This is a genomic window from Paenibacillus tyrphae (assembly GCF_024158745.1).
Taxonomy (GTDB): domain Bacteria; phylum Bacillota; class Bacilli; order Paenibacillales; family NBRC-103111; genus Paenibacillus_G; species Paenibacillus_G tyrfis_A.
In genome coordinates this window covers 161,444-185,339 of the sequence record NZ_JAMZAW010000015.1, presented here as the reverse complement: position 1 = coordinate 185,339, position 23,896 = coordinate 161,444, and the positions used below count along the sequence as shown (strand labels likewise).

Sequence of the window (23,896 nt, the reverse complement as noted above, 5' to 3'; positions counted from 1 at the left end):
GCATGATACAAACTGTGTTATTTGATCTGGACGGAACGATTGTCGATACGAACGAGCTGATTATTCAGTCGTTCTTGCATACGTTTGAGGGAATCACCGCAGAGCCGGTAACCCGGGAACACATTGTTCCGAACATGGGACGGCCGTTGATCGAGCAGATGGTGTTCTTTTCCGGACGGGAGCAGGTGGACGATTTGGTACAAAAGTACCGGGCGTTCAACATTGCGCATCATGACGAGCTGGTGCGGGAATTTCCCAATGTGCGCGAGACGCTGGCCCAGCTCCATGCCGCCGGCGTGAAGCTGGGCGTGGTGACAAGCAAAATCCGGCAGACGACGGAAATGGGACTGAAGCTGACGGGGCTGTACGACTACTTCGGCACGATCGTCACGGTGGACGACGTCGGGAAAGCGAAGCCGGATCCGGAAGGGATTCACAAAGCGGTCCAGGAGCTCGGCGGCGACCTCTCGTCCGCGCTGATGGTCGGAGACAGCCATTATGATATCGAAGCGGCGCATAATGCAGGCATTCCGTCGGTGGCGGTCGCTTGGTCTCTGAAAGGGACTGAATATTTGAAACAGTACAACCCGACCCATATCATTCAGGATATGCGCGATATTGTGCCGATTGTCGGAATCGAGGGGAAGTAGCGCTTGAGAAACACGGACAAATATCCGGTGGAAGGGCCGAACTCGCTGTGGCAGGTATATAAGACGATCAGCCGTTTCAAGGCGGTCCGCAATTTTATTTTTATCCAAATTTCCAGGTATGCGCCCTCCTTGCCGATGAAACGGTGGATCTACCGCCACGTGCTCGGGATGAAGGTAGGGGAGCATGCCTCCTTTGCGTTGATGGTGATGGTGGATGTGTTTTTTCCGGAGAAGATCGAGGTCGGAGACAATACGATTATCGGCTACAATTCGACGATTTTGACGCATGAGTATTTGATCAAAGAATATCGGCTCGGGCGAGTGAAGATCGGCTCTCATGTAATGATCGGAGCGAATACGACGATTTTGCCTGGGGTAACGATTGGCGATCATGCGGTCGTGGGCGCGGGCTCGGTCGTGCATAAGGATGTCGCGCCGTACAGTTTTGTAGCGGGGAATCCGCTTCGGGTGATCCGGGAGGATGTGCGCTTGACCGAGAAGCATAAATGAGTCTGCACGTTTTAGAAATTGCGAATTTAATATTTTGCAAAAGTTAACATTATGTTCTATAATACGGCTTGTACAATAAAAAGGCTTGCAAGGGCGGTCGGCTAATCTCCCGGAAGGGAGGTGATGCCTGTGGAGGTTAAGGACACGCTGACTTTAATGATCGGCTTCGGGATGCTGCTTGTTGCACTGCTCACGCTGGTAGTTAACATCATCGTCGCTCTTATCCAAAACAAAAAGAAATAGACCGCCCATCACACAGGGAATACGGTCTATTTCACGATCATTCCTTATTCAGCCAACCGCCTTTGAAGCGGTTATTGTACCTAGGGAGAACGGTAGCCGCCGTTGCTCCCTTGTATTGTTATTATATGCTCTTGTCTTTATTCGCGCAACCGGCTCCATGCAATCGGATCATTGACGAATCAAGCATTTCCGTGATAAACTTACGATTACATTCTTTATTTTGGTAGTATGGTAGCGCACTAAAGCAAAATTAAAGATAGCAGGGTGAAGACGGTGTCCAAACCTAAGGTATTTGAAAAGCCGACAGGCGTAAAAGATTACCTCCCCGAAGCGGCGGCCAAGCTCCGCCGCATCGAATATAAAGTCATGCAGTGCATGGAGCGCTGGGGATATAGAGAAATTATTACTCCTACTCTTGAGTATTACGATACCGTTGGGGTGGCCAGCTCGACGGAGGACAAAAAGCTGTTCAAGCTGCTGGACCGGAACGGCACGACGCTTGTGATGCGTTCCGATATGACGGCGCCGATCGCCCGGGTTGCCTCCTCGCTGCTCAAGGAGCATCCGTTCCCGCTGCGGCTTTCGTATCAAGCGAACGTATTTCGGGCGTTCGAAGCCGAGGCGGGACGGGATGCGGAGTTTTTTCAGACGGGCGTGGAGCTTATAGGCGATGCTTCCAGCGAAGCCGATGCCGAGGTAATCGCCTTGGCCATCGCTTGCTTGCAGGCGGCCGGTGTGCAGCAGTTCAAGATCGCCCTAGGCCACGTGGGCTTCCTTAACGGCTTGTTCCAAGAGACGCTGCAGCAGCGTCAGGACGCACAGACCGCGCTGAAGGCATGCTTGCTCAGCCGCGATCACGTCGGTTACCGGGAGACCATCAAGTCGCTGGGCCTTCCTAGCGAAGTGCAGCAGGAGCTGGAAGGCATTCTCCGGCTGCGCGGGGGACAGGAGATTTGCAAGCAGGCGCGGCAGGTAACGAAGGATCCCGTCGCCCAGCATGCCATTGCGCATCTGTGCGAAATCTGGGACGTGCTCGAATCCTATGGCGTCAGCGATCATGTGCTGATCGATCTGACGATGATCGGCGATTTCTCGTACTATACGGGGATGACGTTCGAAGGCTACGCTGCGGACCTTGGCTTTCCCGTATGCAGCGGGGGACGGTACGACAACCTGCTGGCGCAGTTCGGGCGTCCGGCGCCGGCGACGGGCTTCGGGCTGAAGACGAACCGGATCTTGGAAGTGATCGGCAAAAGCAAAACGGAAGAAGCCCCGCAGCGCGTGCTGATCGTCTACACGGAGCGTCATCGGGCGGCAGCCTTGGCTAAGGCAAGGGAGTACCGCTCGCGAGAAGGCTTTATTGCGGAGACGCGTCTTCTGGCGGACGGACAACAAGGGCTGAATGCGGTTCGGCAAGCAGACGGCGTACTGCAAGTGCATGGCTCCCGCTATTGCGACATCATATCGTTTACGGAGTAAGGAGGGGCAGCGCATGCAGGACTTATTGAAGGTGGCAATGCCCAAAGGGCGTATTTATAAACAGGCTTCCAAGCTGTTCCGCGAAGCGGGGCTCGCCATCCCGGAGGAGACGGACGATTCGCGCAAGCTGATTATCGCCGTTCCGGAGGCGCGGATGGAATTCATTATGGCGAAGCCGGTCGATGTGCCGACTTACGTGGAATACGGCGTGGCGGATATCGGCGTTGTCGGCAAAGACGTGCTGATGGAAGAGAACCGGGACGTATACGAGCTGCTTGATCTCGGGATTGCGCGCTGCCGCATGTCCGTCATCGGGCTGCCGGATTGGCAGCCGGTGCTGAACCCGCGGGTGGCGACGAAATATCCGAACGTGGCCTCACAGTATTTTCGGGAGCAGGGACAGCAGGTGGAGGTCATCAAGCTGAATGGCTCGATCGAGCTAGCCCCGCTGATCGGTCTGGCCGACCGGATCGTCGATATGGTGGAGACCGGCAGCACGATCCGGGAAAACGGGCTGGCGGAGCATGAGCAGATTTTTGCGATTACGAGCCGGCTCATTGCCAACCGCGTCAGCTACCGGATGAAGAACGACGCCATTCAGGCGCTCTGCGACCGGCTGCAGCCGGTCATTGCCGCGGTGACGGCAAAGGTATAGCCTCATAGCTGGCTGTATAGCCGGAAGAATAGAAAAGAAATTCGCATACATCAAAGGAGGCTGCGGTCATGAGAGTAATGCCCGCATCGGAATTTTCGCTGCAGCGGGAGGTCGAATACGGCACGCCCGAGCAAAACGAAAGCGTAAAGCGCATCATCGAAGAGGTGCGCCGGGACGGGGACGCCGCGCTGCGCAAGTTCGCGCAGCAGTTTGACGGCGTCAAGATAGGAGAGCTGCGCGTCACGCAGGAGGAGATCGAAGCCGCCTATGCACACGTGGACGAGAACTTCCTGGCAGCACTGCGCGAAGCGGCGGCAAACGTTCGCCGCTTCCATGAGAAGCAAATGCGCAATTCGTGGATGGATCTGCAAGCCGACGGCAGCATTCTTGGCCAAGTGATCCGTCCGCTGCGCCGGGTTGGGCTGTATGTGCCCGGCGGCAAGGCGGCGTATCCGTCGTCGGTGCTGATGAACGCGATCCCGGCACAGGTCGCGGGCGTACCCGAAATCGTGATGGTGACGCCTCCGGCTACGGCCGGGGTGGAGGGCATCAACCCGCACATCCTCGTCGCGGCCGCGGAAGCGGGCGTGCGCGAAATCTACCGCGTCGGCGGCGCGCAGGCGGTAGCTGCGCTGGCGTACGGGACGGAGTCGATTCCGGCGGCGGACAAAATCGTCGGCCCCGGCAACATCTACGTCGCGCTGGCGAAGCGCAGCGTGTTCGGCGCGGTGGACATCGACAGCATTGCCGGGCCGAGCGAGATCGTCGTTCTGGCGGACGAGACGGCGGACGCCGCCTATGTGGCAGCGGACCTGCTGTCGCAGGCCGAGCACGACGAGATGGCGTCCGCCATTCTCGTCACGCCGTCGCGGGAGCTGGCCGAAGCGGTCCGCCTGGAGGTGGACCGCCAGTTGAGCGAGCTGCCGCGCCGCGACATCGCCGCGCAATCGATTCGCGATTACGGCGCGATTTTGACCGTGAACAGCCTTGAGGAAGGCGTCCGTGCCGTGAACCGGCTGGCGCCGGAACATCTGGAAATCATCGTGCGCGAGCCGTTCGATTATTTGAGCCGGATCGAGAACGCCGGGGCGATTTTCCTCGGGCCTTATAGCTCGGAGCCGGTAGGGGACTATTTTGCGGGACCGAACCACGTGCTGCCGACGAATGGAACGGCACGGTTCTCGTCGCCGCTGAACGTCGACGATTTTCTGAAAAAATCAAGCGTCATCTATTACAGCAAGGAAGCGCTGCTGCGCGACGGGGAGAAAATTGTAACGCTGGCCCGTCACGAAGGGCTGGACGCGCATGCGCGGGCAATCGAAATTCGCTTGAAGAAAGAAGGGGACCAGCGTGGCTGAGCAAAATAAGCAAGGTGCCGGGCGCCAGGCCGATATCGCGCGCAAAACGAACGAGACGGACATCCGGCTCGCATTTAACGTAGACGGTACCGGCGTATCCGAGATCGAAACGGATGTGCCGTTCTTGAATCATATGCTCGATCTGTTTACGAAGCATGGACAGTTCGATCTGAAAGTAGACGCCAAAGGTGACGTCGATATCGACGATCATCATACGGTCGAGGATATCGGCATCTGTCTCGGACAGACGCTGCGCGAGGCGCTCGGCGACAAGAAGGGAATCAAGCGCTACGCCAACGTATTTATCCCGATGGACGAAGCGCTGGCACAGGTGGCGATCGATATCAGCAACCGGCCGCATCTGGAATACCGGGCCCAATATCCGTCGGCGACGGTCGGCAGCTTTACGACGGAGCTGGTGCACGAATTTTTGTGGAAATTTGCACTGGAAGCGCGGATTACGCTGCATGTTATCGTACACTACGGACATAACACGCACCATATGGTCGAAGCGGTATTCAAGGCGCTCGGACGGGCGCTCGACGAGGCGACGAGCATCGATCCCCGCGTACAGGGCGTGCCGTCGACGAAAGGGGTCTTGTAATCCATGATCGCCATCATCGATTACGGCATGGGCAACCTGCACAGCGTCGCTTCGGCGGTGGAACGGCTAGGCTACCGCGGCGTGATCGTTTCGGACGAGCAGGAGCTGCTTCAGGCGGAAGGAGCCATTCTTCCCGGTGTCGGGGCGTTCGGCGATGCGATGGAGCACCTGCGCGAATCGAAGCTGGATGCGGCCGTGAAGCGTTATGCGGACAGCGGCAAGCCGCTGCTTGGCATCTGCCTGGGCATGCAGCTCTTGTTTAGCCGCAGCGAGGAGCATGGTCTGCATGAGGGGCTGAACCTGCTGCCCGGAGACGTCGTCCGCTTCCAAGGCGATTACAAGGTGCCTCACATGGGATGGAACAAGCTCGAATTCCGGCAAGCAAGCCCGCTGTTTGAAGAGGTAGAAGAGGGGCATGTGTACTTCGTTCATTCGTTTCATGTAAAGCCGGAGCAGCCGGGCGATCTGCTGGCGGTAACGGATTACTATCAGCAGGTGACGGCTATCGTCGGCCGCAATAACGTATTCGGGATGCAGTTTCACCCCGAAAAAAGCGGCAGCGTCGGCATGAAGCTGCTCGGCAATTTTCTTGCGCTGTGTACGCGTAAATAGACACGCTTCGCCAGCCGTGCGCTTGGCTCCGGCTTGCCGGGTCGGGCTTCCAAACGGTCGGCGCGATTCATATTCCAAGGTTGGAGGAACGTTTTCATGTCTTCATTCATCATTTATCCCGCCATCGACATTCGCGGAGGCAAGTGTGTGCGCTTGATCCAAGGCGATTACAATCAGGAAACCGTGTATAACGAAAATCCGCTGGAGGTCGCCAAAGCTTGGGAAGCGCAAGGAGCCAAATGGATTCATCTCGTCGATCTGGACGGAGCGAAGGCGGGCTATCCGGTCAACGACAAACTGGTCGGCGATATCGCCAAGGCCGTTAACGTTCCGGTACAGCTCGGGGGCGGCTTGCGCACGGAAGCGGACGTGGATCATATTTTGTCGCTCGGCGTTTCGCGTATCATTCTCGGCACGGCAGCCATCGAAAACCGCGAGTTTGTGAACCGGGTGCTTCAGAAGCACGGGGACAAAGTCGCCATCGGCATCGACGCCCGGGACGGATATGTGGCGACCCGCGGCTGGCTCGAAACGTCCGCGGTCAAAGCGGATGAGCTTGCTGCAGAGCTGGCGAAGGAAGGCGCGAAGACGTTTATTTTTACGGATATTTCGCGCGACGGCATGATGGGCGGTCCGAACGTAGAGGCGATCGTCCATTTGGCGAAAGTATCGGGGCAGTCGGTGATCGCTTCCGGCGGCGTAAGCCGTTACGAGGATTTGGAGCGGCTGGCGCAGCATGCGGCGGACGGCGTTGGCGGCGCCATCGTCGGCAAGGCGCTGTACACCGGCAGCATCAAGCTGGAGGAAGCGCACGGACGGATATAAAGGCAGAAAGGAGGACGGCAAATGCTGGCCAAACGGATCATCCCTTGTCTGGACGTGAAGGACGGGCGGGTCGTCAAGGGAGTCAATTTTGTCAATTTGCGCGATGCCGGCGATCCGGTCGAGCTCGCATCGATCTATGACCGCGAAGGAGCCGACGAACTGGTGTTCCTGGACATCTCCGCCTCCCATGAGGGACGGGCGACGATGGTCAACGTCGTGCAGCAGACGGCCGGGCAAATCACGATCCCGTTCACGGTCGGCGGCGGAATTTCGAGCGTGGACGACATGAAACGGCTGCTGCGGGCGGGCGCGGACAAAATCGGCATCAACACGGCTGCGGTCCGCAATCCTCAGCTTGTATCCGACGGTGCGCGGCGATTCGGCTCGCAGTGCATCGTCGTGGCGATCGATGCCCGGTACAATCCGGAGTGGAACGAATGGGAAGTATTCACCCACGGCGGACGCAACGGCACGGGCATCCGGGCGCTCGAATGGGCCAAGCGGATCGAAGAGCTCGGCGCGGGCGAAATTTTGCTGACGAGCATGGATGCGGACGGCACGAAGGACGGGTTTGACCTGCGGCTCACGCGGGCGGTTTCGGAGCTCGTATCGATCCCGGTCATCGCCTCCGGCGGAGCGGGCAAGAAGGAGCATTTCTACGACGTGTTTGCGGAAGGCAAGGCGGATGCAGGGCTGGCCGCTACTATTTTTCACTATAAAGAGATGACGATCGAAGAGGTTAAGGACGACCTCAGACATAAAGGAGTGGAGGTCCGGTGAGCGGGCGAACGACAGGAACCTTGGAGGAGTTAACGGCGGCTATCAAATGGGACGCGAACGGCCTCGTGCCGGCCATCGTGCAGGATGCGGCAAGCAAGGACGTGCTGATGATGGCCTACATGAACCAGGAGTCGCTGAAGCTGACGCTGGAATCGGGCGAAACGTGGTTTTGGAGCCGTTCGCGCAGCGAGCTGTGGCATAAGGGCGCGACGTCCGGCCATGTGCAGAAAGTCAAGGCTTTGAAATACGATTGTGACGGCGACACGCTGCTGGTGCTTGTAGATCAAGCGGGGCCGGCTTGCCATACCGGGCGTTACAGCTGCTTCTACAACGAAGTGAAGCTCGGGGCTTTGGCGGACGGCGGGGAAGCTGCGGCAGAATCGCAGTCGGCAGACCGTTTTGCCATGCTCGGCCGACTGGAGTCGGTGATCGCGCAGCGCGACGCGGAACGGCCGGAAGGCGCGTATACGACGTATCTGTTTGAAAAAGGCATCGATAAAATATTGAAAAAAGTCGGCGAGGAAACGGCCGAGGTCATCATCGCGGCGAAAAACCGCGACAACGACGAGCTGCGGTACGAAGCGAGCGACCTGATTTTCCACCTGATGGTGCTGCTGCGCGAAGCGAAGCTGCCGCTTGACGAAGTTATGCGCGAGCTGGACCGCCGACACAAAAAATAATGGCGCCGAAGGAGGGGCAGGCTGGTGACCATGCCGCCTTCCGTAGCCTAAAAGGAGAATTCACTCGAATGCGCATCGATTATCATACGCACCATGTGCGGTGCGGACATGCGTCGGGAGAGCTGGAGGAGTACGTGCTGAAGGGCATTGAGATCGGACTGGACCAACTGGGGCTGTCCGATCACATGCCCTTGCTTCATGTGGACCCCGCTTCCTATTACCTGGGCATGGCTATGCCGATGGACGAACTGCCGAACTATGTGGAAGAAGCGCTGCGCCTGCAGCAAAAATACAAAGACCGGATCGATATCCGGGTCGGACTCGAAGGCGATTATATCGAAGGATACGAAGCGGAAATCGAGCGGATCATCAAAGCGTATCCGTGGGATTACGTGATCGGGTCCGTTCATTTTTTGGGCGAATGGGATATTACGGATTACCGGCAGACGGACGGCTGGAAGGAACGGGACGCCTACGAGGTCTACGTTCAGTATTACGACGCAGTCTGTAAAGCGTGCCGGACCGGCTTTTACGACTACATCGGGCACATCGACGTGATCAAGCGGTTTGGCTTCAAACCGGAGCGGAGCGTGGAACAGTTGGAGCGTCAGGCGCTGGAAGCCGTCCGGGATGCAGGAATGGCCATCGAGCTGAATGCATCGGGCTTACGCATGCCGGCGGGGGAAATGTTCCCAAGCCGGCGCATGCTGGGGTATGCCTACGAGCTGGGAATTCCTGTAACGCTCGGATCGGACGCGCACCAGCCGGACCGGCTCGCACAATACCTTGACCAGGCAACCGACCTGCTGCAGCAGGAAGGATTTAACCAATTAGCCACATTTAAAAGCAGGAAACGCACCATGGTGCCTATTGGATTCGCTTCATTTCATGTATAATGGGGACGTGGGCATTTTAAATATTGTGTAAACCGGCCAACCGGAGCCTTTTTGATAAGGTCCATCCATCGTCAAATGACCCATTGTAACATAAGCAAAAGCGGAGGTAACCATGTACAGCGACAAAATGAAGATTTTCTCGGGTTCGTCCAACCCGAAACTGGCGGAGCGCATATGCGAAGAGCTTAAAGTGCCGCTCGGCAAAATCAAGCTTTCCCGATTCAAGAGCGGGGAAATTTATTGTCTCTACGAAGAAAGCATTCGGAACTGCGACGTCTTTCTGGTGCAAACGTTCTCTCATCCGATCAACGAGAATTTCATGGAGCTTCTCGTCATGATGGATGCGGCCAAGCGGGCTTCGGCGAGAACGATCAATCTTGTCGTTCCTTACTATGGTTATTCCCGCCAAGAGCGCAAAGCCGCGCCTCGGGAACCGATCTCGGCCAAGCTGGTGGCGGACCTGCTGACAGCAGCGGGTGCGGACCGCGTCATCACGATCGATCTGCATGCCCCGGCGATTCAAGGCTTCTTCAACATCCCTGTGGACCATTTGACAGCGCTGGACTTGGTTAGCGATTACATTAAAAAGCTTGATATCCAAAATCCGATCATCGTCTCCCCGGATGCGGGACGCGCGACGACAGCCGAGAAGATGGCGAACATTCTCGATGCGCCGTTTGCGATGATGATCAAGAAAAGACCGGCTCACAACGAAGCGGTCATTACGCATGTCATCGGTGACGTAGCCGGCCGCACGCCGATTATCATCGAGGATCTGATCGATACCGGCTCGACCATCGTCAACGTCGTGGAAGGCCTGAAGGAACGCGGAGCCCACGACGCTTATGTCTGTGCGACGCACCCGGTATTCTCCGGCCCGGCCTTGCAGCGACTGGATCATCCGAACATCAAGGAAGTCGTTATTACGGATTCCATCGCTATTCCGGACAACCATCCTAACCGATTCCGGGTGCTCTCGGTTGCCCATCTGCTTTCGGACGCGATCAACATCATCATGTCCGGCGGTTCGCTCAGCTCGCTGTTCAAATACGGCGGCGTATAATAATTATTACCACACGACTCCGGCTGTCGAAACCTTACGGTTTTGGGCCGGATTGTGTTATACTTAGGAATCATTATTACTCCGGCGATGTAGAAATGAAGCTCTGAAATGCACAGGCGGGTTTCTCATGTAATTCCGGACGGGTCACGGAGGTGCCTGAATTATGGAGAAGAAAAAACGTGTGCTGCCGAAACCCAGCACCAATGTCATACCGATGAAAATGGACGCCACGTTCTTTTTCGAAAAAGCCGTTCAGTCCTTGGACCGTTATCATTATGATAAGGCATTGAAATATTTTCGTCGTGCGGCCGAGTACGAGCCGGAAAATCCGGTCAATCACTGCAACTTGGCCGGGCTGCTGTCCGAGATGGGAAATTACGAGGAATCCAACCGCATTTTGCAGCACGTACTGGACCGGATCGATCCGATGATGACGGAATGTTATTTCTATATGGCGAACAATTTTGCCAACATGGAAAATTACGAATCGGCGGAAAAAGCGATTATTCATTACCTTGAGAACGATCCGACCGGACAGTTTCTGGAAGAGTCCGAGGAAATGATGGAGCTGCTAAGCTACGAGCTGGACCGCCCCGCGAAGCTGTCGACGATCAAGAGCCGGGAAGGCTTGTTCGATCACGACCGGGCACGCTCGATGCTGGAGGAAGGAAAGTTCTCCGAAGCGGTACGGCTCCTGGAAAATATCATCAGCAAGCATACCGATTTTATGGCCGCGCGCAACAACTTGGCCTTGGCATATTATTATATGGGGCATTTCGACAAGTCGGTCGACATGATCCGGCAGGTGCTGGAGATGGAGCCCGGCAATTTGCATGCGCTCTGCAACCTGGCGATCTTCTACCAGCATTTCGGCGACCGGGAGAGCTTGGCCGAATTGCTCGAAGTGCTGCGCAAAACGTACCCGTTCCATCAGGACCACGTCTTTAAGCTGGCCACGACGATGGGGATCTTAAACGAGCATGAGAAAGCGTTCCGTCTGTTCAAGCGGCTGTTGAAAACGGGCGAAGCGGGTCTCGATCCCTGCTTGTTCCATTACACCGCCGTAGCCGCTTACAATACGGGGCGGTACGAAGAAGCGCAGCGGCAGTGGAAGCAGGCGGAGAAATTCGATCCGGGCTCGGAAATCCCGAAGTTCTATCTGAATTTGCTGGATAAGCACCGGGAAGAAACGAGAAAGCCTCCGGTAAGCTACCACTACCATCTGCCGTTCGAGGAACAATTTCGCGGGCTGGAGCGCGCCGAGGGCGGACTGCCGGAGCATATGAAGCGAGATCCGCTTGTCCGGTCGTCGTTCTTCTGGGCGCTTCGTTACGGAGACGGGGATACGAAGCTGCAGGTGATCCAAGCGTTCGGTCTGATTGCGGACGACGAAGTGAAGGATGCGCTGACGGAATTTATTATGCTGCCGGACGAGGACGATTACTTGAAGCAGGTGGCGATCTTCGTGCTGCGCAGCATCGGGATGAAGGAGCCGCTGAATGCCATGCTGAATGGCAAGGCGACGACGGTCGCGCCGTCGCCGTTCTCTCCGGGGCTTCCGGTGTGGGAGAGCAAATGGCAGGCCATCATGGAAACGGCACTGCGGCATATGGCCCGGCGTTACGATATGGTGCAGCAGTACGATTTGCAGACGCTTTGGGTAGAATATTTATCGCGGGTATTTCCGAACGTGCCCAAGATGGCCAAGGTCGAGGGCTGGGCGGCTGCGCTTGAATATTTGACGGCGAAGATGCACCGGCGCCCGATCAGTTACCATGAGGCGGCGGAGCGTTACGGGGTGTCGGTGGCGACGGTAAGCAAGAATGCGAAGCTGATCGACGAAGCTTGCGGTCTGAAGGAGAAAATGGATGCCATTTTCAAAAAATTGACCGGCATGGAGTCTCAATCTTAATATAGAGATCAAGAAGATGCGATAGGAGGAACCTCTATGTACAAATCGATCGTAATCGGAACCGGCCCGGCGGGACTCACGGCTGCCATTTATTTGGCCCGCGCCAACCTGAATCCGCTTGTCATCGAAGGACCGGAGCCGGGCGGACAATTGACGACGACCACCGAAGTCGAGAACTTCCCGGGGTTCCCGGAAGGAATCATGGGCCCGGAGCTCATGGACAACATGCGGAAGCAAGCGGAGCGTTTCGGAGCCGAGTTCAAAACGGGCTGGGTGAACAAGGTCGATCTGTCCAAGCGTCCGTTCAAGCTTAATGTGGAAGGCCTCGGCGATATCGAAGCCGAATCGCTCATCATCTCGACCGGCGCTTCGGCGAAGCTGCTCGGCATTACGAACGAGAAGGAAAGCATCGGCCGCGGCGTCAGCACCTGTGCAACATGCGACGGCTTCTTCTTCCGCGGCAAGAAGATCATCGTCGTGGGCGGCGGCGACTCGGCGATGGAGGAAGCGAACTTCCTGACCCGTTTTGCGACGGAAGTGCGCCTGGTGCACCGCAGAGACGAGCTCCGCGCCTCCAAAATCATGCAGGACCGCGCGCGCCAAAACGAAAAAATTACATGGAGCCTGAATCGCACGCCTCTGGAAGTCATTTCCGGAGAAAAAGGCGTAACCGGCCTGAAGGTGAAAAACAACGAGACCGGCGAAGAGGAAATTATCGAAACCGACGGTATCTTTGTGGCGATCGGCCACAAGCCGAACACGGACTTCCTCGGCGGGCAAATCGTTACGGACGAAGTCGGTTACATTCTGGTCAAGCCGGGTACGTCCCTGACCAACGTCGAAGGCGTCTTTGCCTGCGGCGACGTGCAGGACAGCAAGTACCGCCAAGCGATTACGGCAGCCGGCAGCGGCTGTATGGCGGCGCTCGACTGCGAGAAGTTCCTGGAAGGGCATATGGTGCATGACTGGAGCAAGTCCCAGTAACAACGCCATTTAGGCGTGGAACCCTGCGTTCTGCGCCTTTTTCATGCTTATAAGAAAAGCTTCTATCGAAGTCTATTCATGGATGAGCGACCGCGGTTTAGCGGAAGTTTTTCTTGTGATATAGAATTTGTTCAGCTTCGCTGAAAATTTATAAATTCTATATCGTTAAGAAAAGCTTCTTATCGAAGCCTTTTCGAGGAAGATACATTCGTGTTTTAGTGGAAGCTTTTCTTGCGATATAGAATTCAATCAGCTCCGCTGATAACTTATAAATTCTATATCTAAAAAAATTACCTTCCGTATTAAAGCTTCGCGGGGCGGTTCTCCGGCGATTAAGCGGCTGGAAAGCGGTCATTGACACTTTCTCGACACACTCTCGGAGGAGTCTCCGGCTTCCCTTTGGCTAATCTTGACCTTCTAGGTAGGTTGGCTTATAGTTGGAACAGGAGCTTATAGATAACGGATAGGGTACGAGGTGATTCGACAGGTATGGGAGAACGTGTTTATGTAGGAGTCGATTTGGGAGGAACCGCGATTAAAGTCGGATTGTGCGACGAGCAGGGCAAGCTGCTGCAAACGTACGAAGGTCCGACCGGTACCGAACATGGCGCAGAGGTAGTGCTGGAAAATATCGCGCAGTATGTGCGTAAGCTGGTTGACGAATCTCCATACGAATGGGAGCAGGTCGCTGGCATCGGTGCGGGAATCGCCGGGTTCATGGATATTCCCGAAGGCTTCATCAAGCTGTCGCCCAACCTGGGCTGGCGCAACGTGCCGGTCAAGAAGATTCTGGAAGAGAAGCTTGGCAAAACGGTCAAAATCGACAACGACGCCAACGTCGCTGCGCTTGGAGAAGCATGGAGCGGCGCAGGCGCGGGCATTCCGAATGTCGTCTGCTATACGCTGGGCACCGGAGTAGGCGGCGGGGTCATTATCCACGGCCGCATCTACCAGGGCTATAACGGCATGGCCGGCGAGCTCGGCCACATGGTTGTTGTGCCGGATCTCGAAGCAATCGAATGCGGCTGCGGCAAGAAAGGCTGTCTGGAGACCGTATCGTCGGCAACAGGCATCATCCGCATGGCTAAAGAAGCGGTGGAGCGGGGCGAGCATACGTCTCTGGCGCTTGTCGAGAACATTATGGCGAAAGACGTGTTCGACGCGGCCAAAACGGGCGACGAAACGGCGCTGCGGATCATTAACCGCGCTGCGCTGTATCTCGGCAAATCGATGGCGGCGATTTCCGTCGTTCTGAACCCGCAGCGCTTTATCGTGGGCGGCGGCGTATCCAAAGCAGGCGACATCCTGTTCGACGCGATCCGCAAGTATTACAACGAGCATGCCCAAGAGACGGCAAAAGAAGGCGTGGACATCGTCCCGGCCGTTCTCGGCAACGATGCCGGCGTCGTCGGCGCAGCGGGCCTCAACCTGCACAGCTAATAAAGGCAGGCTGACAGAACTGCACGGCTCATGAAGCCTGCGCATTGGTCTGGAAACCGCTGAAGCCCGGAACCCGGGCCGCATTTTTACGTATAAACAACCGGCGCGACTAATTTCAAAGCGCCAACAGATATATAGCGAGGAATCCCGTAGGCGAAAGCGGCGGTGAAGAGGCCGTAGAGTTTACGTGGTCTCTTTTAAATCGCGTTCCCGCCTTAGTGAGTAATTGATAGGAACGCGATTTAAACAGGACCCGAAGGGCCTTTACCGACGCGCTAGCCATACACCGGATCTCCGAGCGTCCTCAGGAGGAGCAGCCATGGAAGAAATGCAAACTCTCGGAAAGCTGGTCATCATTACGGGCATGTCCGGAGCCGGCAAGACGATTGCGGTGCAGAGCTTGGAAGACTTGGGCTTTTTTTGCGTGGATAACCTTCCTCCGGTGTTGATTCCCAAATTTGCCGAGCTGATCGAGCAGTCCAAAGGCCGGATCGGCAAAGTTGCGCTGGTCATCGACCTGCGGGGGAGAGAGTTTTTCACTTCGTTGTCCGAATCGCTGCGCTACTTGAGCGAGAACTACACGCTGACGCACGAGATTTTGTTCCTCGACGCCATGGATTCCACGTTGGTGCAGCGGTATAAAGAAAGCCGGCGCAAGCATCCGCTGGCCCCGACGGGAGCCCCGCTGGAAGGGATTCATCAGGAGCGCAAGCTGTTGGAGGAGCTCAAAGGCCATGCTACGCAGGTGATCGATACATCCAACCTGAAGCCGGCGCAGCTGAAGGAAAAAATCATATCCCGGTTCACCAACCTCGAAAACAGCGGCATTTCGATCAACGTCATCTCGTTCGGCTTCAAGTACGGCATTCCGATCGACGCCGATCTTATTTTTGACGTCCGCTTTTTGCCGAATCCGCATTATGTGGACAATCTGCGCCCCAACACCGGGCAGGACCCGGATGTGTATGACTATGTCATGAAGTGGACCGAAACCCAGGAGTTTCTCGCGAAGCTGCTCGACATGCTCCACTTTCTCGTTCCCCAGTACAAGAAAGAAGGCAAAAGCCAGATCGTCATCGGCATCGGCTGTACGGGCGGTAAGCACCGTTCGGTGGCGATTGCCGAATATCTCGGTAAAATGATGGGCAATAGCGAAACGGAAGTCGTTCGGGTCAGCCACCGCGATTCCGAACGCGACCGGGTTGAGGTGAGGAAATGACGTTTGACCGGGAGAGGGAAACGTACATTCCGCGCATCGTCGTGATCGGCGGGGGAACCGGGCTGTCGGTCATGCTCCGGGGGCTAAAGCATAAGCCCGTGGACATTACGGCGATTGTCACCGTAGCCGATGATGGGGGAAGCTCGGGCATTTTGCGGTCGGAGCTGGAGATGATCCCGCCGGGCGACATCCGCAACGTTTTGTCTGCTCTAGCGGACGTGGAGCCGCTGCTCGGTCAGCTGCTCGATTACCGTTTTGATAAAGGCAACGGATTGGCAGGGCACAGTTTGGGTAACCTAATGCTGGCAGCCATGTGCGACATCACCGGCGATTTCGTCACCGGCGTGCGCGAGTTAAGCCGGGTGCTGGCCGTGCGCGGGCGCGTTCTTCCGGCTTCCGATCATTCGATCGTGCTGCGGGCGTTGATGGAGGACGGTTCGATTGTTGAGGGAGAATCCAATATCCCGAAGGCAAGAGGCGTTATACGTCAGCTGTACATCGAGCCGAAGGACGTTCGGGCGCTCCCGGAGGCGCTGGAGGCGCTGCGGGAGGCGGACGCGATTCTGGTCGGTCCGGGAAGCTTGTATACGAGCATTTTGCCCAATCTGCTGGTGCCGGAAATCGCGAAAACGATCGTCGATTCGAATGCGCTCAAAATTTTTATTTGCAACGTGATGACTCAGCCGGGCGAAACCGACGATTACAAGGTCAGCGACCATCTCAAAGCGGTGCGCGACCACGTCGGCAGCGAGCTGTTCGATTACGTGATCGTGAACAACGGGGACATCCCGGAGCAGGTGCAGAGCAAGTATGCCGAGCAAGGGGCCAAGATCGTTCCGCTCGATTTGGATGAAGTGACCAAGCAGGGCTATAAGGTCATTGCCGATCAGCTCGTTCTGTTCCGGACCTATCTGCGTCATGACGCCGAGAAGCTGAGTCAACATATTTATCAACTGGTGGAGAGCTGGATGTTCAAGAAGAGGTGATTCCCATGTCCTTCGCCGCCCAGACGAAAAAAGAACTGACCATGACGGAGTCGGAGCGCTGCTGCGAGAAAGCCGAGCTGTCCGCTCTCATCCGCATGAACGGGGCTGTGCAGTTGACCAGCCAGAAGATCGTCCTCGACATTTCGACGGAAAACGCCGCGATTGCCAGACGCATTTATTCGCTGCTCAAAAAATCGTTCAAGGTGCATACCGAGCTGCTCGTCCGCAAAAAAATGCGGTTGAAAAAAAACAACGTGTATATCGTACGCGTGCCGAATCAAGTGCAGAACCTGTTGTCGGAGCTGCATATCGTCTCCGAAGGGTTTTTGTTCACTCCCGGCATCGAGCCGGATATCATTAAACGCAGCTGCTGCAAGCGCGCTTACTTGCGCGGAGCATTCCTTGCTGGCGGCTCCGTGAACAATCCGGAGGGGTCGTCGTACCATCTGGAGATTTATTCAATGTACGAGGAGCACTGTCAGGCGCTGGTGCGGCTGGCCAACGAGTTTGATCTGAACGCCAGATGCATCGAGCGGAAAAAGGGCTTCGTCCTCTACATCAAAGAAGGCGAGAGGATCATCGAGTTTCTAAGCCTGATCGGCGCTCACCAAGCGCTTCTCCGGTTCGAGGACGTTCGGATAATGAAGGATATGCGCAATTCCGTGAACCGCTTAGTCAACTGTGAAACCGCCAATCTGAACAAGACGATCGGCGCCGCCGTCCGGCAGATCGACAATATCCGGCTGCTGCAGAAGGAAGTAGGGCTCGATAACCTGCCCGACAAGCTTCGGGAAGTGGCGGAAATCCGGCTCAAGCATCCGGATATGAACCTCAAAGAGGTCGGCGATCTGCTGAAAGGCAAAGTCAGCAAATCCGGGGTTAACCATCGGCTGCGTAAGATCGATGAATTGGCTGAAAAGCTGCGGAAATCGTGAGTAGATTCGGCCAATTATAGATTTTTTGTGTAAATTTGCAATAATTCTAGTGCAAACTGCCGAAAAATGATATAATGTTTGAAAAATCGCTTTTTTAAATCGGTTTCGGGTAGACTGACTTCCAGATTGCGCTTCAATGCCGAAATCGTTGGTAGACCGTTTGTCTATGTCCTGCAGGACGATGTATTCGTTTACGTTAAGGGCGTTATGCCCTTCCTTATTTTAGGAATTTAAAGATTGTAGGGGGTATTGGTTGCATGTCGAGACGCCCAGTAGTCGTCAAGTTGAAAACAGGCCTTCACGCCAGACCGGCAGCACTTTTCGTGCAGGAAGCGAATAAGTTTTCTTCGGAGATTTTTGTGGAGAAGGACGAGAAGAAGGTCAACGCGAAAAGTATTATGGGCATTATGAGTTTGGCCATCAGCACAGGAACCGAAGTTCACATAAGTGCAGAAGGTTCGGACGCCGAACAGGCTGTAAACGCTTTAGTCACATTGGTCAGCAAGGAAGAGCTGGAAAACCAATAAACCGCCACAGGGCTTCCGATCCGGAAGCTTTTTTCTTTGCGGCGTTCCTTATTTTGTCACATAGGATACTTGGAAATAAAGCGCAACCTTTTTTGGGCTGATGCGTCTAATTTGACGTGTCTTTGAACCGGAAAAGGTTTTTTTCTGTATCGGGCACCACTAGAAGCGCAGAAAGAGGAGTAGAGGGAATGAAGCCGTTGAAGAAAGAATGGGTCGTTCTGCTGGTTATGGCCATGCTGCTGTCGTTTGGCATTGCGCCGCTGGCATCCGCCGCAGAGAAAGAGGCGCCGATGTCGTCCGCCACAGAGAAAGAGGCGCCGATGTCGTCTGGAACCACCTATGTGCTGCTGTATATCGATAAGCCCGATGCCTTCTTGAATGGCAAGCAGGTGAAGCTGGATGCGCCTGCGACGATTCTGAAGGACAAGACGTTCGTGCCTGCCAAGTTTTTGGGCGATGCGTTCGGGATGAAGGTCGAATGGAACGATAAGACGCGCCAAATCGAAATGGTGACGCCGAGCCACAACATTATGATCGACATCGACAATAAGTCGGTGTGGATTAACGGCTATTGGATGAAGTTCGATGACGTAGCTGCGATCGTAAACGGCCGCTTGATGATTAAGCTGACTTGGCTGGCCGATTACATGGGAGCGAAGTATACGTACAACAACGAGCTGCGCCGCGTAGAAGTGCTGCATGTGAAGGCACCAACGGGGATTTTCGATCCGAATCGGGGCAACTCGAATCCGGTAGCGAAATTTACGTTCGCCCAGCCGAGCTACAAGATCGGGGAACCGGTCAAATACGTGGATCTGAGCTATGATCCGGATGCGGAAGGCATTGCGCGGTATGAGTGGACCGGAAAGCAGGAAGCTTTCTTCACTCCGGGGACGTATCCGATCACGCTGACCGTATGGGATATTCACGGCAACAAAAGTGAGACCTATACCCGCAATCTGGTGATCAGCAACGATACTTATCTGAGTGCGCTTGAATATCCGATCTTCATGAAGCCGGTCGACTCGTTTATCAAGACCGACTGGAGCATGCTCTGGGGCACGTTCTGGGAGCTGCCGCAGCTGCCGAAGACGGTGAGTGAAGATCGTTCGCGTAAGCTGCTTGTCAGCGACAGCCCGGAGACGTTCACGGAGCGGGGCGTTCTGTACCAGGATGAAGTGGAAGGCAAAGGCCGTCTGTACGCCGACCACATCAACGGGACGAAGGAAAAGCTCAGCATGGCGATTCTTGCCAAAAACTTGACAGACAAGCCGATTACGATCAAAACGACGAACAAAGGCGAAGTGTGGCCTTCGGTGTATGCGAATTTGATCGGCAGCGAAGCGACGGTCGATTTTCTGATGAACGACCAGATCAACGAGACGATGACGATTCCGGCTCACCAAACGTTCATTTACAAGCAAATGCCGGACTTCTATCCGGATCAAGGCGTTAACTTGTTCTATGATGTCGAGACCGACGGAAAAGTGCAGTTCTCGTTCGTGGCCGACCGCGAAATTTCCCAAAATTCGCTGACTCTGCCGCTGCTTCCTTTTGAGGGGCATGTAAGAGGCTCCTTCCCGGTGTCCGAGATGACGTGGAAGATCGATGCTTCTTCCTTTACGAAGCCGTCCCGACTCTTGATTGGCGACGGAATTACCGATCCGTTCCAGCCGGGATACGATCCGATGCGCAAGATGGAAGTGAAGAACGACGGCAACTACGGCGTCGTTTATAAGATTCATGCCGATAAGCCCCGGAAGATGGCCGTCATGATTTTGCCGAAAGGCGGCGTATACAAAGGACCGTTCAAAATTAACGGCGATATCCGTCTGGCTCCCCCATCCGGCGTGATGACCGCATTCGACGGTATGCAGATTCTGGCCAAAACGACGGGCAAAGAAGATTCGCTCGATATCGAATTCAGTCCGCCGGCCGGCTCGGCGCTGCCGATCGAACTGATCTTCTATCCGCTCGACGAACGTGCGGCGGAATAAAGGTAAATAACAAGGCCTTGCTCTTCAGCCGCCAATGCGGTTTCGGAGCAAGGCCTTTTTTCTATGTAAAAAAAGCCCGGCCATTCGCACGAGGCATCCAAAGATGCGCTGTGGAACGGCCGGGCTTTTCGTGCTAACTTGATCGGGTTATACGCGTTCGATAACTTTGTCGATCAAGCCGTAGTTTTGAGCTTCCTCTGCGGACATGAAGTTGTCGCGGTCGGTATCTTTCTCGATGCGTTCGAACGATTGGCCCGTTCGCTCAGCGAGAATCGTGTTCAGCTTGTCGCGCATTTTCAGGATGCGCTTCGCGCGAATCTCGATATCGCTGGCTTGGCCTTCGGCTCCGCCGAGCGGCTGGTGAATCATAACCTCGCTATTCGGCAGCGCGAAGCGTTTGCCTTTCGCTCCCGCAGCCAGCAGGAAGGCGCCCATCGATGCCGCCATGCCGACGCAAATCGTGGACACGTCCGGCTTGATAAACTGCATCGTGTCATAGATCGCCATCCCCGACGTAATGGAGCCGCCAGGGCTATTGATATACAAGCTGATGTCTTTATCCGGATCGGTTGCGGCCAGGAACAGCATTTGCGCGATAATCGAATTGGCTACAACATCGTTGATCGGACTTCCGAGAAAAATAATCCGGTCCTTGAGCAGACGCGAATAGATGTCATAAGCGCGTTCTCCTCTTGCATCCGGTTCGACGACCATTGGAATAAAACTCATCGGCTGCAGCCTCCTTATATTCAAACTATAACCATCATATACGAAAAACAAACAAAGGTCAAGAAAGGTCAAACCAAGAAAATAAAAAAACCAGTTTTGCACAAACTGATTGGTGTGTAAATGGCGCGCCCGCAAGGAATCGAACCTTGATCTCAGGCTCCGGAGGCCTACGTCATATCCATTGGACCACGGGCGCATATTCAATTCGTGTGCTGTGTTTCATAAGTGACAGCAAAAATTATTATAAGCCATAAGCCCAAGAAAAGCAACCTTTTGGCGACAAAAAAATTTTCCAACCTCGATTGCCGCAAGAATAGCGGCTTCGGAGGGTAACGGAATGTCGAATGGTGACGAAGGCACTTGATGCGAAGGGAAGAATGGGTTATAATGGGGACACTAAGTGAAACAACTTAGTACTTTTTTTAGAGTATGTGGGACTTAAAATGCAGCACCGGGACAAAAAACGTCCAACTAAGCTGCAATCTTAAGCGGGTGTGAATCCATGAGAGAAATCCTCGACATTCAAAAGCAGCTTTTGCCCGATCTGGTCGACACCATGAAGAAGCGATATACGATCCTGCATCACATCATGGTATCCGGTTTGGTGGGCCGTCGGACGCTGGCGCTGTCGGTGGGAGCGACGGAGCGGGTGCTCCGCGCAGAAGTGGATTTTCTGAAGGAGCAGGGCTTGATCGAAGTCGAAGCTTCCGGCATGCGGATCAGCGTGTCGGGCAGAGAACTGCTGGAGCGGCTCGAACCGCTCGTCAAAGACTTGTTCGGTCTGACCGAGCTGGAAGAACGCATACGTTCGCACTTCGGCTTGAAGCAGGTGATCATCGTCCCTGGCGATTCGGACGTTTCCCCTCATACGAAGAAAGAGCTTGGCCGTGCCGGCGCCTCCGTCTTGCGGAAGCTGGTCGGCGAGGACGAGACCATTGCCGTAACCGGCGGCTCCACGATGGCTGAAGTGGCCTATCATTTGACGCCGGCGACTCCGATGAAGGGCTGCTGGTTCGTACCAGCCCGCGGCGGACTCGGGGAAAGCGTCGAGCTTCAGGCGAACACGATCGCCTCGACGATGGCGAAGAAGGCCGGCGGCCGTTACCGGCTGCTGCACGTGCCGGACCATCTCGGAGAGGAAGCCTATCAATCGCTGATGCAGGACAACCACATCGCCGAGATCATCGCCTTCATCCGCGGCGCGCGGATTGTCGTTCACGGCATCGGAGAAGCTATGGTAATGGCCAGACGGCGCAAGGTGGACCCGGAGACGACCGAAAGCCTGCGGCGCGACGGAGCGCTTGCAGAAGCGTTCGGGTACTATTTTGACCGGGACGGAAACATTTTGCACAAAATGCCGACCATCGGGCTGCGTATCGAAGACATTCACCGCATGGACCATGTGATCGGAATTGCCGGAGGCAAAAGCAAGGGCGAGTCGATCACTTCGGTATTGAAGCACGGTCACGAGGACGTGCTGGTCACCGACGAGGCGGCTGCCTGGGAAGTTGTCAATCGCTTGCTATCTTGACGGGCTCTGCCTGTCTTGACATATCGCTGCCGCGGTCGTAATTCTACGAAACCTTGCCGGGAGCAGCGGACACCAAATCATTTCTAGGAGGCTTTCAACATGGTAAAAGTTGGTATTAACGGTTTTGGACGTATCGGTCGTAACGTATTCCGCGCAGCACTTGGCAATCCTGAGGTGGAGATCGTCGCTATCAACGACTTGACGGACGTAAAAACGTTGGCTCACCTGCTTAAGTACGACACGACGCATGGTCGTCTGAACGCTACGGTGGAAGCTACCGAAGGCGCGCTCATCGTAAACGGCAAAACGATTAAAGTGTTCGCCGAGCGCAATCCGGAAAACCTGCCTTGGGCTGCAAATGGCGTTGAAATCGTCGTTGAATCCACAGGGATCTTTACCGCAAAAGAGAAAGCCGAGCTTCACCTGAAAGGCGGAGCGAAGAAAGTTATCATCTCTGCACCTGCAACGAACGAAGATATCACGGTCGTTATGGGTGTTAACGAAGATAAATACGATCCGGCTCAACATACGATCATCTCCAACGCATCCTGCACAACGAACTGCTTGGCTCCTTTCGCCAAAGTTATTAACGACAAATTCGGTATCGTTAAAGGCATGATGACGACGGTTCACTCCTACACGAACGACCAGCAAGTGCTCGACCTGCCGCATAAAGACCTGCGCCGCGCTCGTGCAGCTGCTGAAAACATCATTCCTTCGACGACTGGCGCTGCGAAAGCCGTATCCCTCGTACTGCCGGAGCTGAAAGGCAAGCTGAATGGTATGGCGATGCGCGTTCCTACGCCGAACGTATCGGTTACGGACCTCGTTGTTGAACTGAGCAAAAACGTAACGGTAGACGAAGTCAACGGCGCTCTTAAAGAAGCGGCTAATGGTCCGCTGAAAGGCATCTTGAACTACTCCGAAGAGCCGCTCGTATCCAGCGACTACAACGGCGACCCGGCTTCCTCCACGATCGACGCACTGTCCACGATGGTTGTCGGCGACAACATGGTGAAAGTGGTATCCTGGTACGACAACGAGTGGGGCTATTCCAACCGTGTCGTCGATCTCGTAAGCTTTATCGCGAAAAAAGGTCTGTAATGGTAAAATTGTGGTGATGTTCTGAGAAGCATTTGAAAAAGATCTCGCTATGACGGGGCAAATGGGATGTACCTCCGGGCTCTGTTGAACTCTCGTTTCTTGATTTAAAGGGTAGTTGAGGAAACGAGAGTTCAAAGGAGCCGCGCTAACGCTCTACGGCACATCCCATTTGCTGCC

Annotated in this window: 24 protein-coding genes and 1 tRNA gene; 23 read left to right on the top strand and 2 right to left on the bottom strand. The window is 55.2% G+C overall.

Features of this window, described 5'->3' with window-relative positions:
• Positions 1 to 2: 2 nt before the first annotated feature.
• The 21 genes from ppaX to NI000_RS22535 all read left to right on the top strand — a co-directional run bounded on the left by ppaX (position 3) and on the right by NI000_RS22535 (position 20,355).
• Complete coding sequence (gene ppaX / locus NI000_RS22635) at positions 3 to 650, top strand: pyrophosphatase PpaX (protein WP_253413662.1); 648 nt, start codon at positions 3 to 5, stop codon at positions 648 to 650.
• A 3-nt stretch (positions 651 to 653) separates the two neighbouring features.
• Positions 654 to 1,160 (top strand): acyltransferase, encoded by a 507-nt coding sequence (locus NI000_RS22630; RefSeq protein ID WP_253413661.1) that lies wholly within the window; start codon positions 654 to 656, stop codon positions 1,158 to 1,160.
• 123 nt (positions 1,161 to 1,283) lie between these two features.
• Positions 1,284 to 1,403: a putative holin-like toxin gene (locus tag NI000_RS22625; RefSeq protein WP_301292632.1), complete on the top strand. Its 120-nt coding sequence runs from the start codon at positions 1,284 to 1,286 to the stop codon at positions 1,401 to 1,403.
• Between the two features lie 273 nt (positions 1,404 to 1,676).
• Positions 1,677 to 2,882 (top strand): ATP phosphoribosyltransferase regulatory subunit, encoded by a 1,206-nt coding sequence (locus NI000_RS22620; protein ID WP_253413659.1) that lies wholly within the window; start codon positions 1,677 to 1,679, stop codon positions 2,880 to 2,882.
• Between the two features lie 13 nt (positions 2,883 to 2,895).
• Entirely contained in the window at positions 2,896 to 3,537 is a 642-nt protein-coding gene (gene hisG, locus NI000_RS22615; RefSeq protein WP_054974980.1) for an ATP phosphoribosyltransferase, read from the top strand.
• A 68-nt stretch (positions 3,538 to 3,605) separates the two neighbouring features.
• Positions 3,606 to 4,895, top strand: coding sequence for a histidinol dehydrogenase (gene hisD / locus NI000_RS22610; RefSeq protein WP_253413658.1), 1,290 nt, complete (start codon positions 3,606 to 3,608; stop codon positions 4,893 to 4,895).
• Positions 4,888 to 5,499, top strand: a complete 612-nt coding sequence (gene hisB, locus NI000_RS22605; RefSeq protein WP_253413657.1) for an imidazoleglycerol-phosphate dehydratase HisB — start codon at positions 4,888 to 4,890, stop codon at positions 5,497 to 5,499. The genes hisD and hisB overlap by 8 nt, the downstream gene beginning before the upstream one ends.
• Positions 5,500 to 5,502: 3 nt before the next feature.
• Entirely contained in the window at positions 5,503 to 6,111 is a 609-nt protein-coding gene (gene hisH, locus NI000_RS22600; RefSeq protein WP_253413656.1) for an imidazole glycerol phosphate synthase subunit HisH, read from the top strand.
• Positions 6,112 to 6,207: 96 nt separating this feature from the next.
• Complete coding sequence (gene hisA, locus NI000_RS22595) at positions 6,208 to 6,936, top strand: 1-(5-phosphoribosyl)-5-[(5-phosphoribosylamino)methylideneamino]imidazole-4-carboxamide isomerase (protein ID WP_054974984.1); 729 nt, start codon at positions 6,208 to 6,210, stop codon at positions 6,934 to 6,936.
• 21 nt (positions 6,937 to 6,957) lie between these two features.
• On the top strand, positions 6,958 to 7,716 hold the full coding sequence (gene hisF / locus NI000_RS22590; RefSeq protein ID WP_054974985.1) for an imidazole glycerol phosphate synthase subunit HisF: 759 nt from the start codon (positions 6,958 to 6,960) through the stop codon (positions 7,714 to 7,716).
• A complete protein-coding gene (hisIE, locus tag NI000_RS22585; protein ID WP_253413655.1) occupies positions 7,713 to 8,396 on the top strand; it encodes a bifunctional phosphoribosyl-AMP cyclohydrolase/phosphoribosyl-ATP diphosphatase HisIE in 684 nt (227 codons plus the stop codon). Before hisF ends, hisIE begins: the two co-directional genes overlap by 4 nt.
• A 68-nt stretch (positions 8,397 to 8,464) precedes the next feature.
• Positions 8,465 to 9,292, top strand: a complete 828-nt coding sequence (gene hisJ / locus NI000_RS22580; RefSeq protein WP_253413654.1) for a histidinol-phosphatase HisJ — start codon at positions 8,465 to 8,467, stop codon at positions 9,290 to 9,292.
• Between the two features lie 112 nt (positions 9,293 to 9,404).
• Positions 9,405 to 10,355 (top strand): ribose-phosphate diphosphokinase, encoded by a 951-nt coding sequence (locus NI000_RS22575; protein ID WP_253413653.1) that lies wholly within the window; start codon positions 9,405 to 9,407, stop codon positions 10,353 to 10,355.
• A 163-nt stretch (positions 10,356 to 10,518) separates the two neighbouring features.
• The gene (locus tag NI000_RS22570; protein WP_253413652.1) at positions 10,519 to 12,267 is read left to right on the top strand and encodes a tetratricopeptide repeat protein; all 1,749 of its coding nucleotides are present in this window, start codon (positions 10,519 to 10,521) and stop codon (positions 12,265 to 12,267) included.
• 36 nt (positions 12,268 to 12,303) lie between these two features.
• Positions 12,304 to 13,251 carry a thioredoxin-disulfide reductase gene (gene trxB / locus NI000_RS22565; RefSeq protein WP_253413651.1) on the top strand — a complete coding sequence of 316 codons (948 nt, stop codon included), beginning with the start codon at positions 12,304 to 12,306 and terminating at the stop codon, positions 13,249 to 13,251.
• Between the two features lie 489 nt (positions 13,252 to 13,740).
• Complete coding sequence (locus NI000_RS22560; protein ID WP_253413650.1) at positions 13,741 to 14,691, top strand: ROK family glucokinase; 951 nt, start codon at positions 13,741 to 13,743, stop codon at positions 14,689 to 14,691.
• Between the two features lie 319 nt (positions 14,692 to 15,010).
• On the top strand, positions 15,011 to 15,910 hold the full coding sequence (rapZ, locus tag NI000_RS22555; protein ID WP_253413649.1) for an RNase adapter RapZ: 900 nt from the start codon (positions 15,011 to 15,013) through the stop codon (positions 15,908 to 15,910).
• Entirely contained in the window at positions 15,907 to 16,896 is a 990-nt protein-coding gene (locus NI000_RS22550) for a gluconeogenesis factor YvcK family protein (RefSeq protein WP_253413648.1), read from the top strand. Before rapZ ends, NI000_RS22550 begins: the two co-directional genes overlap by 4 nt.
• Before the next feature lie 5 nt (positions 16,897 to 16,901).
• Complete coding sequence (gene whiA / locus NI000_RS22545; RefSeq protein ID WP_253413647.1) at positions 16,902 to 17,831, top strand: DNA-binding protein WhiA; 930 nt, start codon at positions 16,902 to 16,904, stop codon at positions 17,829 to 17,831.
• A 257-nt stretch (positions 17,832 to 18,088) separates the two neighbouring features.
• Complete coding sequence (locus NI000_RS22540; RefSeq protein WP_010500412.1) at positions 18,089 to 18,358, top strand: HPr family phosphocarrier protein; 270 nt, start codon at positions 18,089 to 18,091, stop codon at positions 18,356 to 18,358.
• A 188-nt stretch (positions 18,359 to 18,546) separates the two neighbouring features.
• Positions 18,547 to 20,355 carry a stalk domain-containing protein gene (locus NI000_RS22535; RefSeq protein WP_253413646.1) on the top strand — a complete coding sequence of 603 codons (1,809 nt, stop codon included), beginning with the start codon at positions 18,547 to 18,549 and terminating at the stop codon, positions 20,353 to 20,355.
• A gap of 147 nt (positions 20,356 to 20,502) precedes the next feature.
• On the opposite strand, the gene clpP is transcribed toward NI000_RS22535, so the two are convergent.
• Positions 20,503 to 21,084: an ATP-dependent Clp endopeptidase proteolytic subunit ClpP gene (gene clpP, locus NI000_RS22530; RefSeq protein WP_054974995.1), complete on the bottom strand. Its 582-nt coding sequence runs from the start codon at positions 21,082 to 21,084 to the stop codon at positions 20,503 to 20,505.
• A gap of 121 nt (positions 21,085 to 21,205) precedes the next feature.
• Positions 21,206 to 21,280 (bottom strand) — tRNA-Arg (locus tag NI000_RS22525).
• Positions 21,281 to 21,586: 306 nt separating this feature from the next.
• Between NI000_RS22525 and NI000_RS22520 the strand changes: the two genes are divergently transcribed.
• Both NI000_RS22520 and gap read left to right on the top strand, forming a co-directional pair.
• Positions 21,587 to 22,615 (top strand): sugar-binding transcriptional regulator, encoded by a 1,029-nt coding sequence (locus NI000_RS22520; protein WP_253413645.1) that lies wholly within the window; start codon positions 21,587 to 21,589, stop codon positions 22,613 to 22,615.
• Positions 22,616 to 22,714: 99 nt separating this feature from the next.
• Positions 22,715 to 23,719 (top strand): type I glyceraldehyde-3-phosphate dehydrogenase, encoded by a 1,005-nt coding sequence (gene gap / locus NI000_RS22515; protein ID WP_253413644.1) that lies wholly within the window; start codon positions 22,715 to 22,717, stop codon positions 23,717 to 23,719.
• The last annotated feature ends 177 nt before the right edge of the window (positions 23,720 to 23,896 follow it).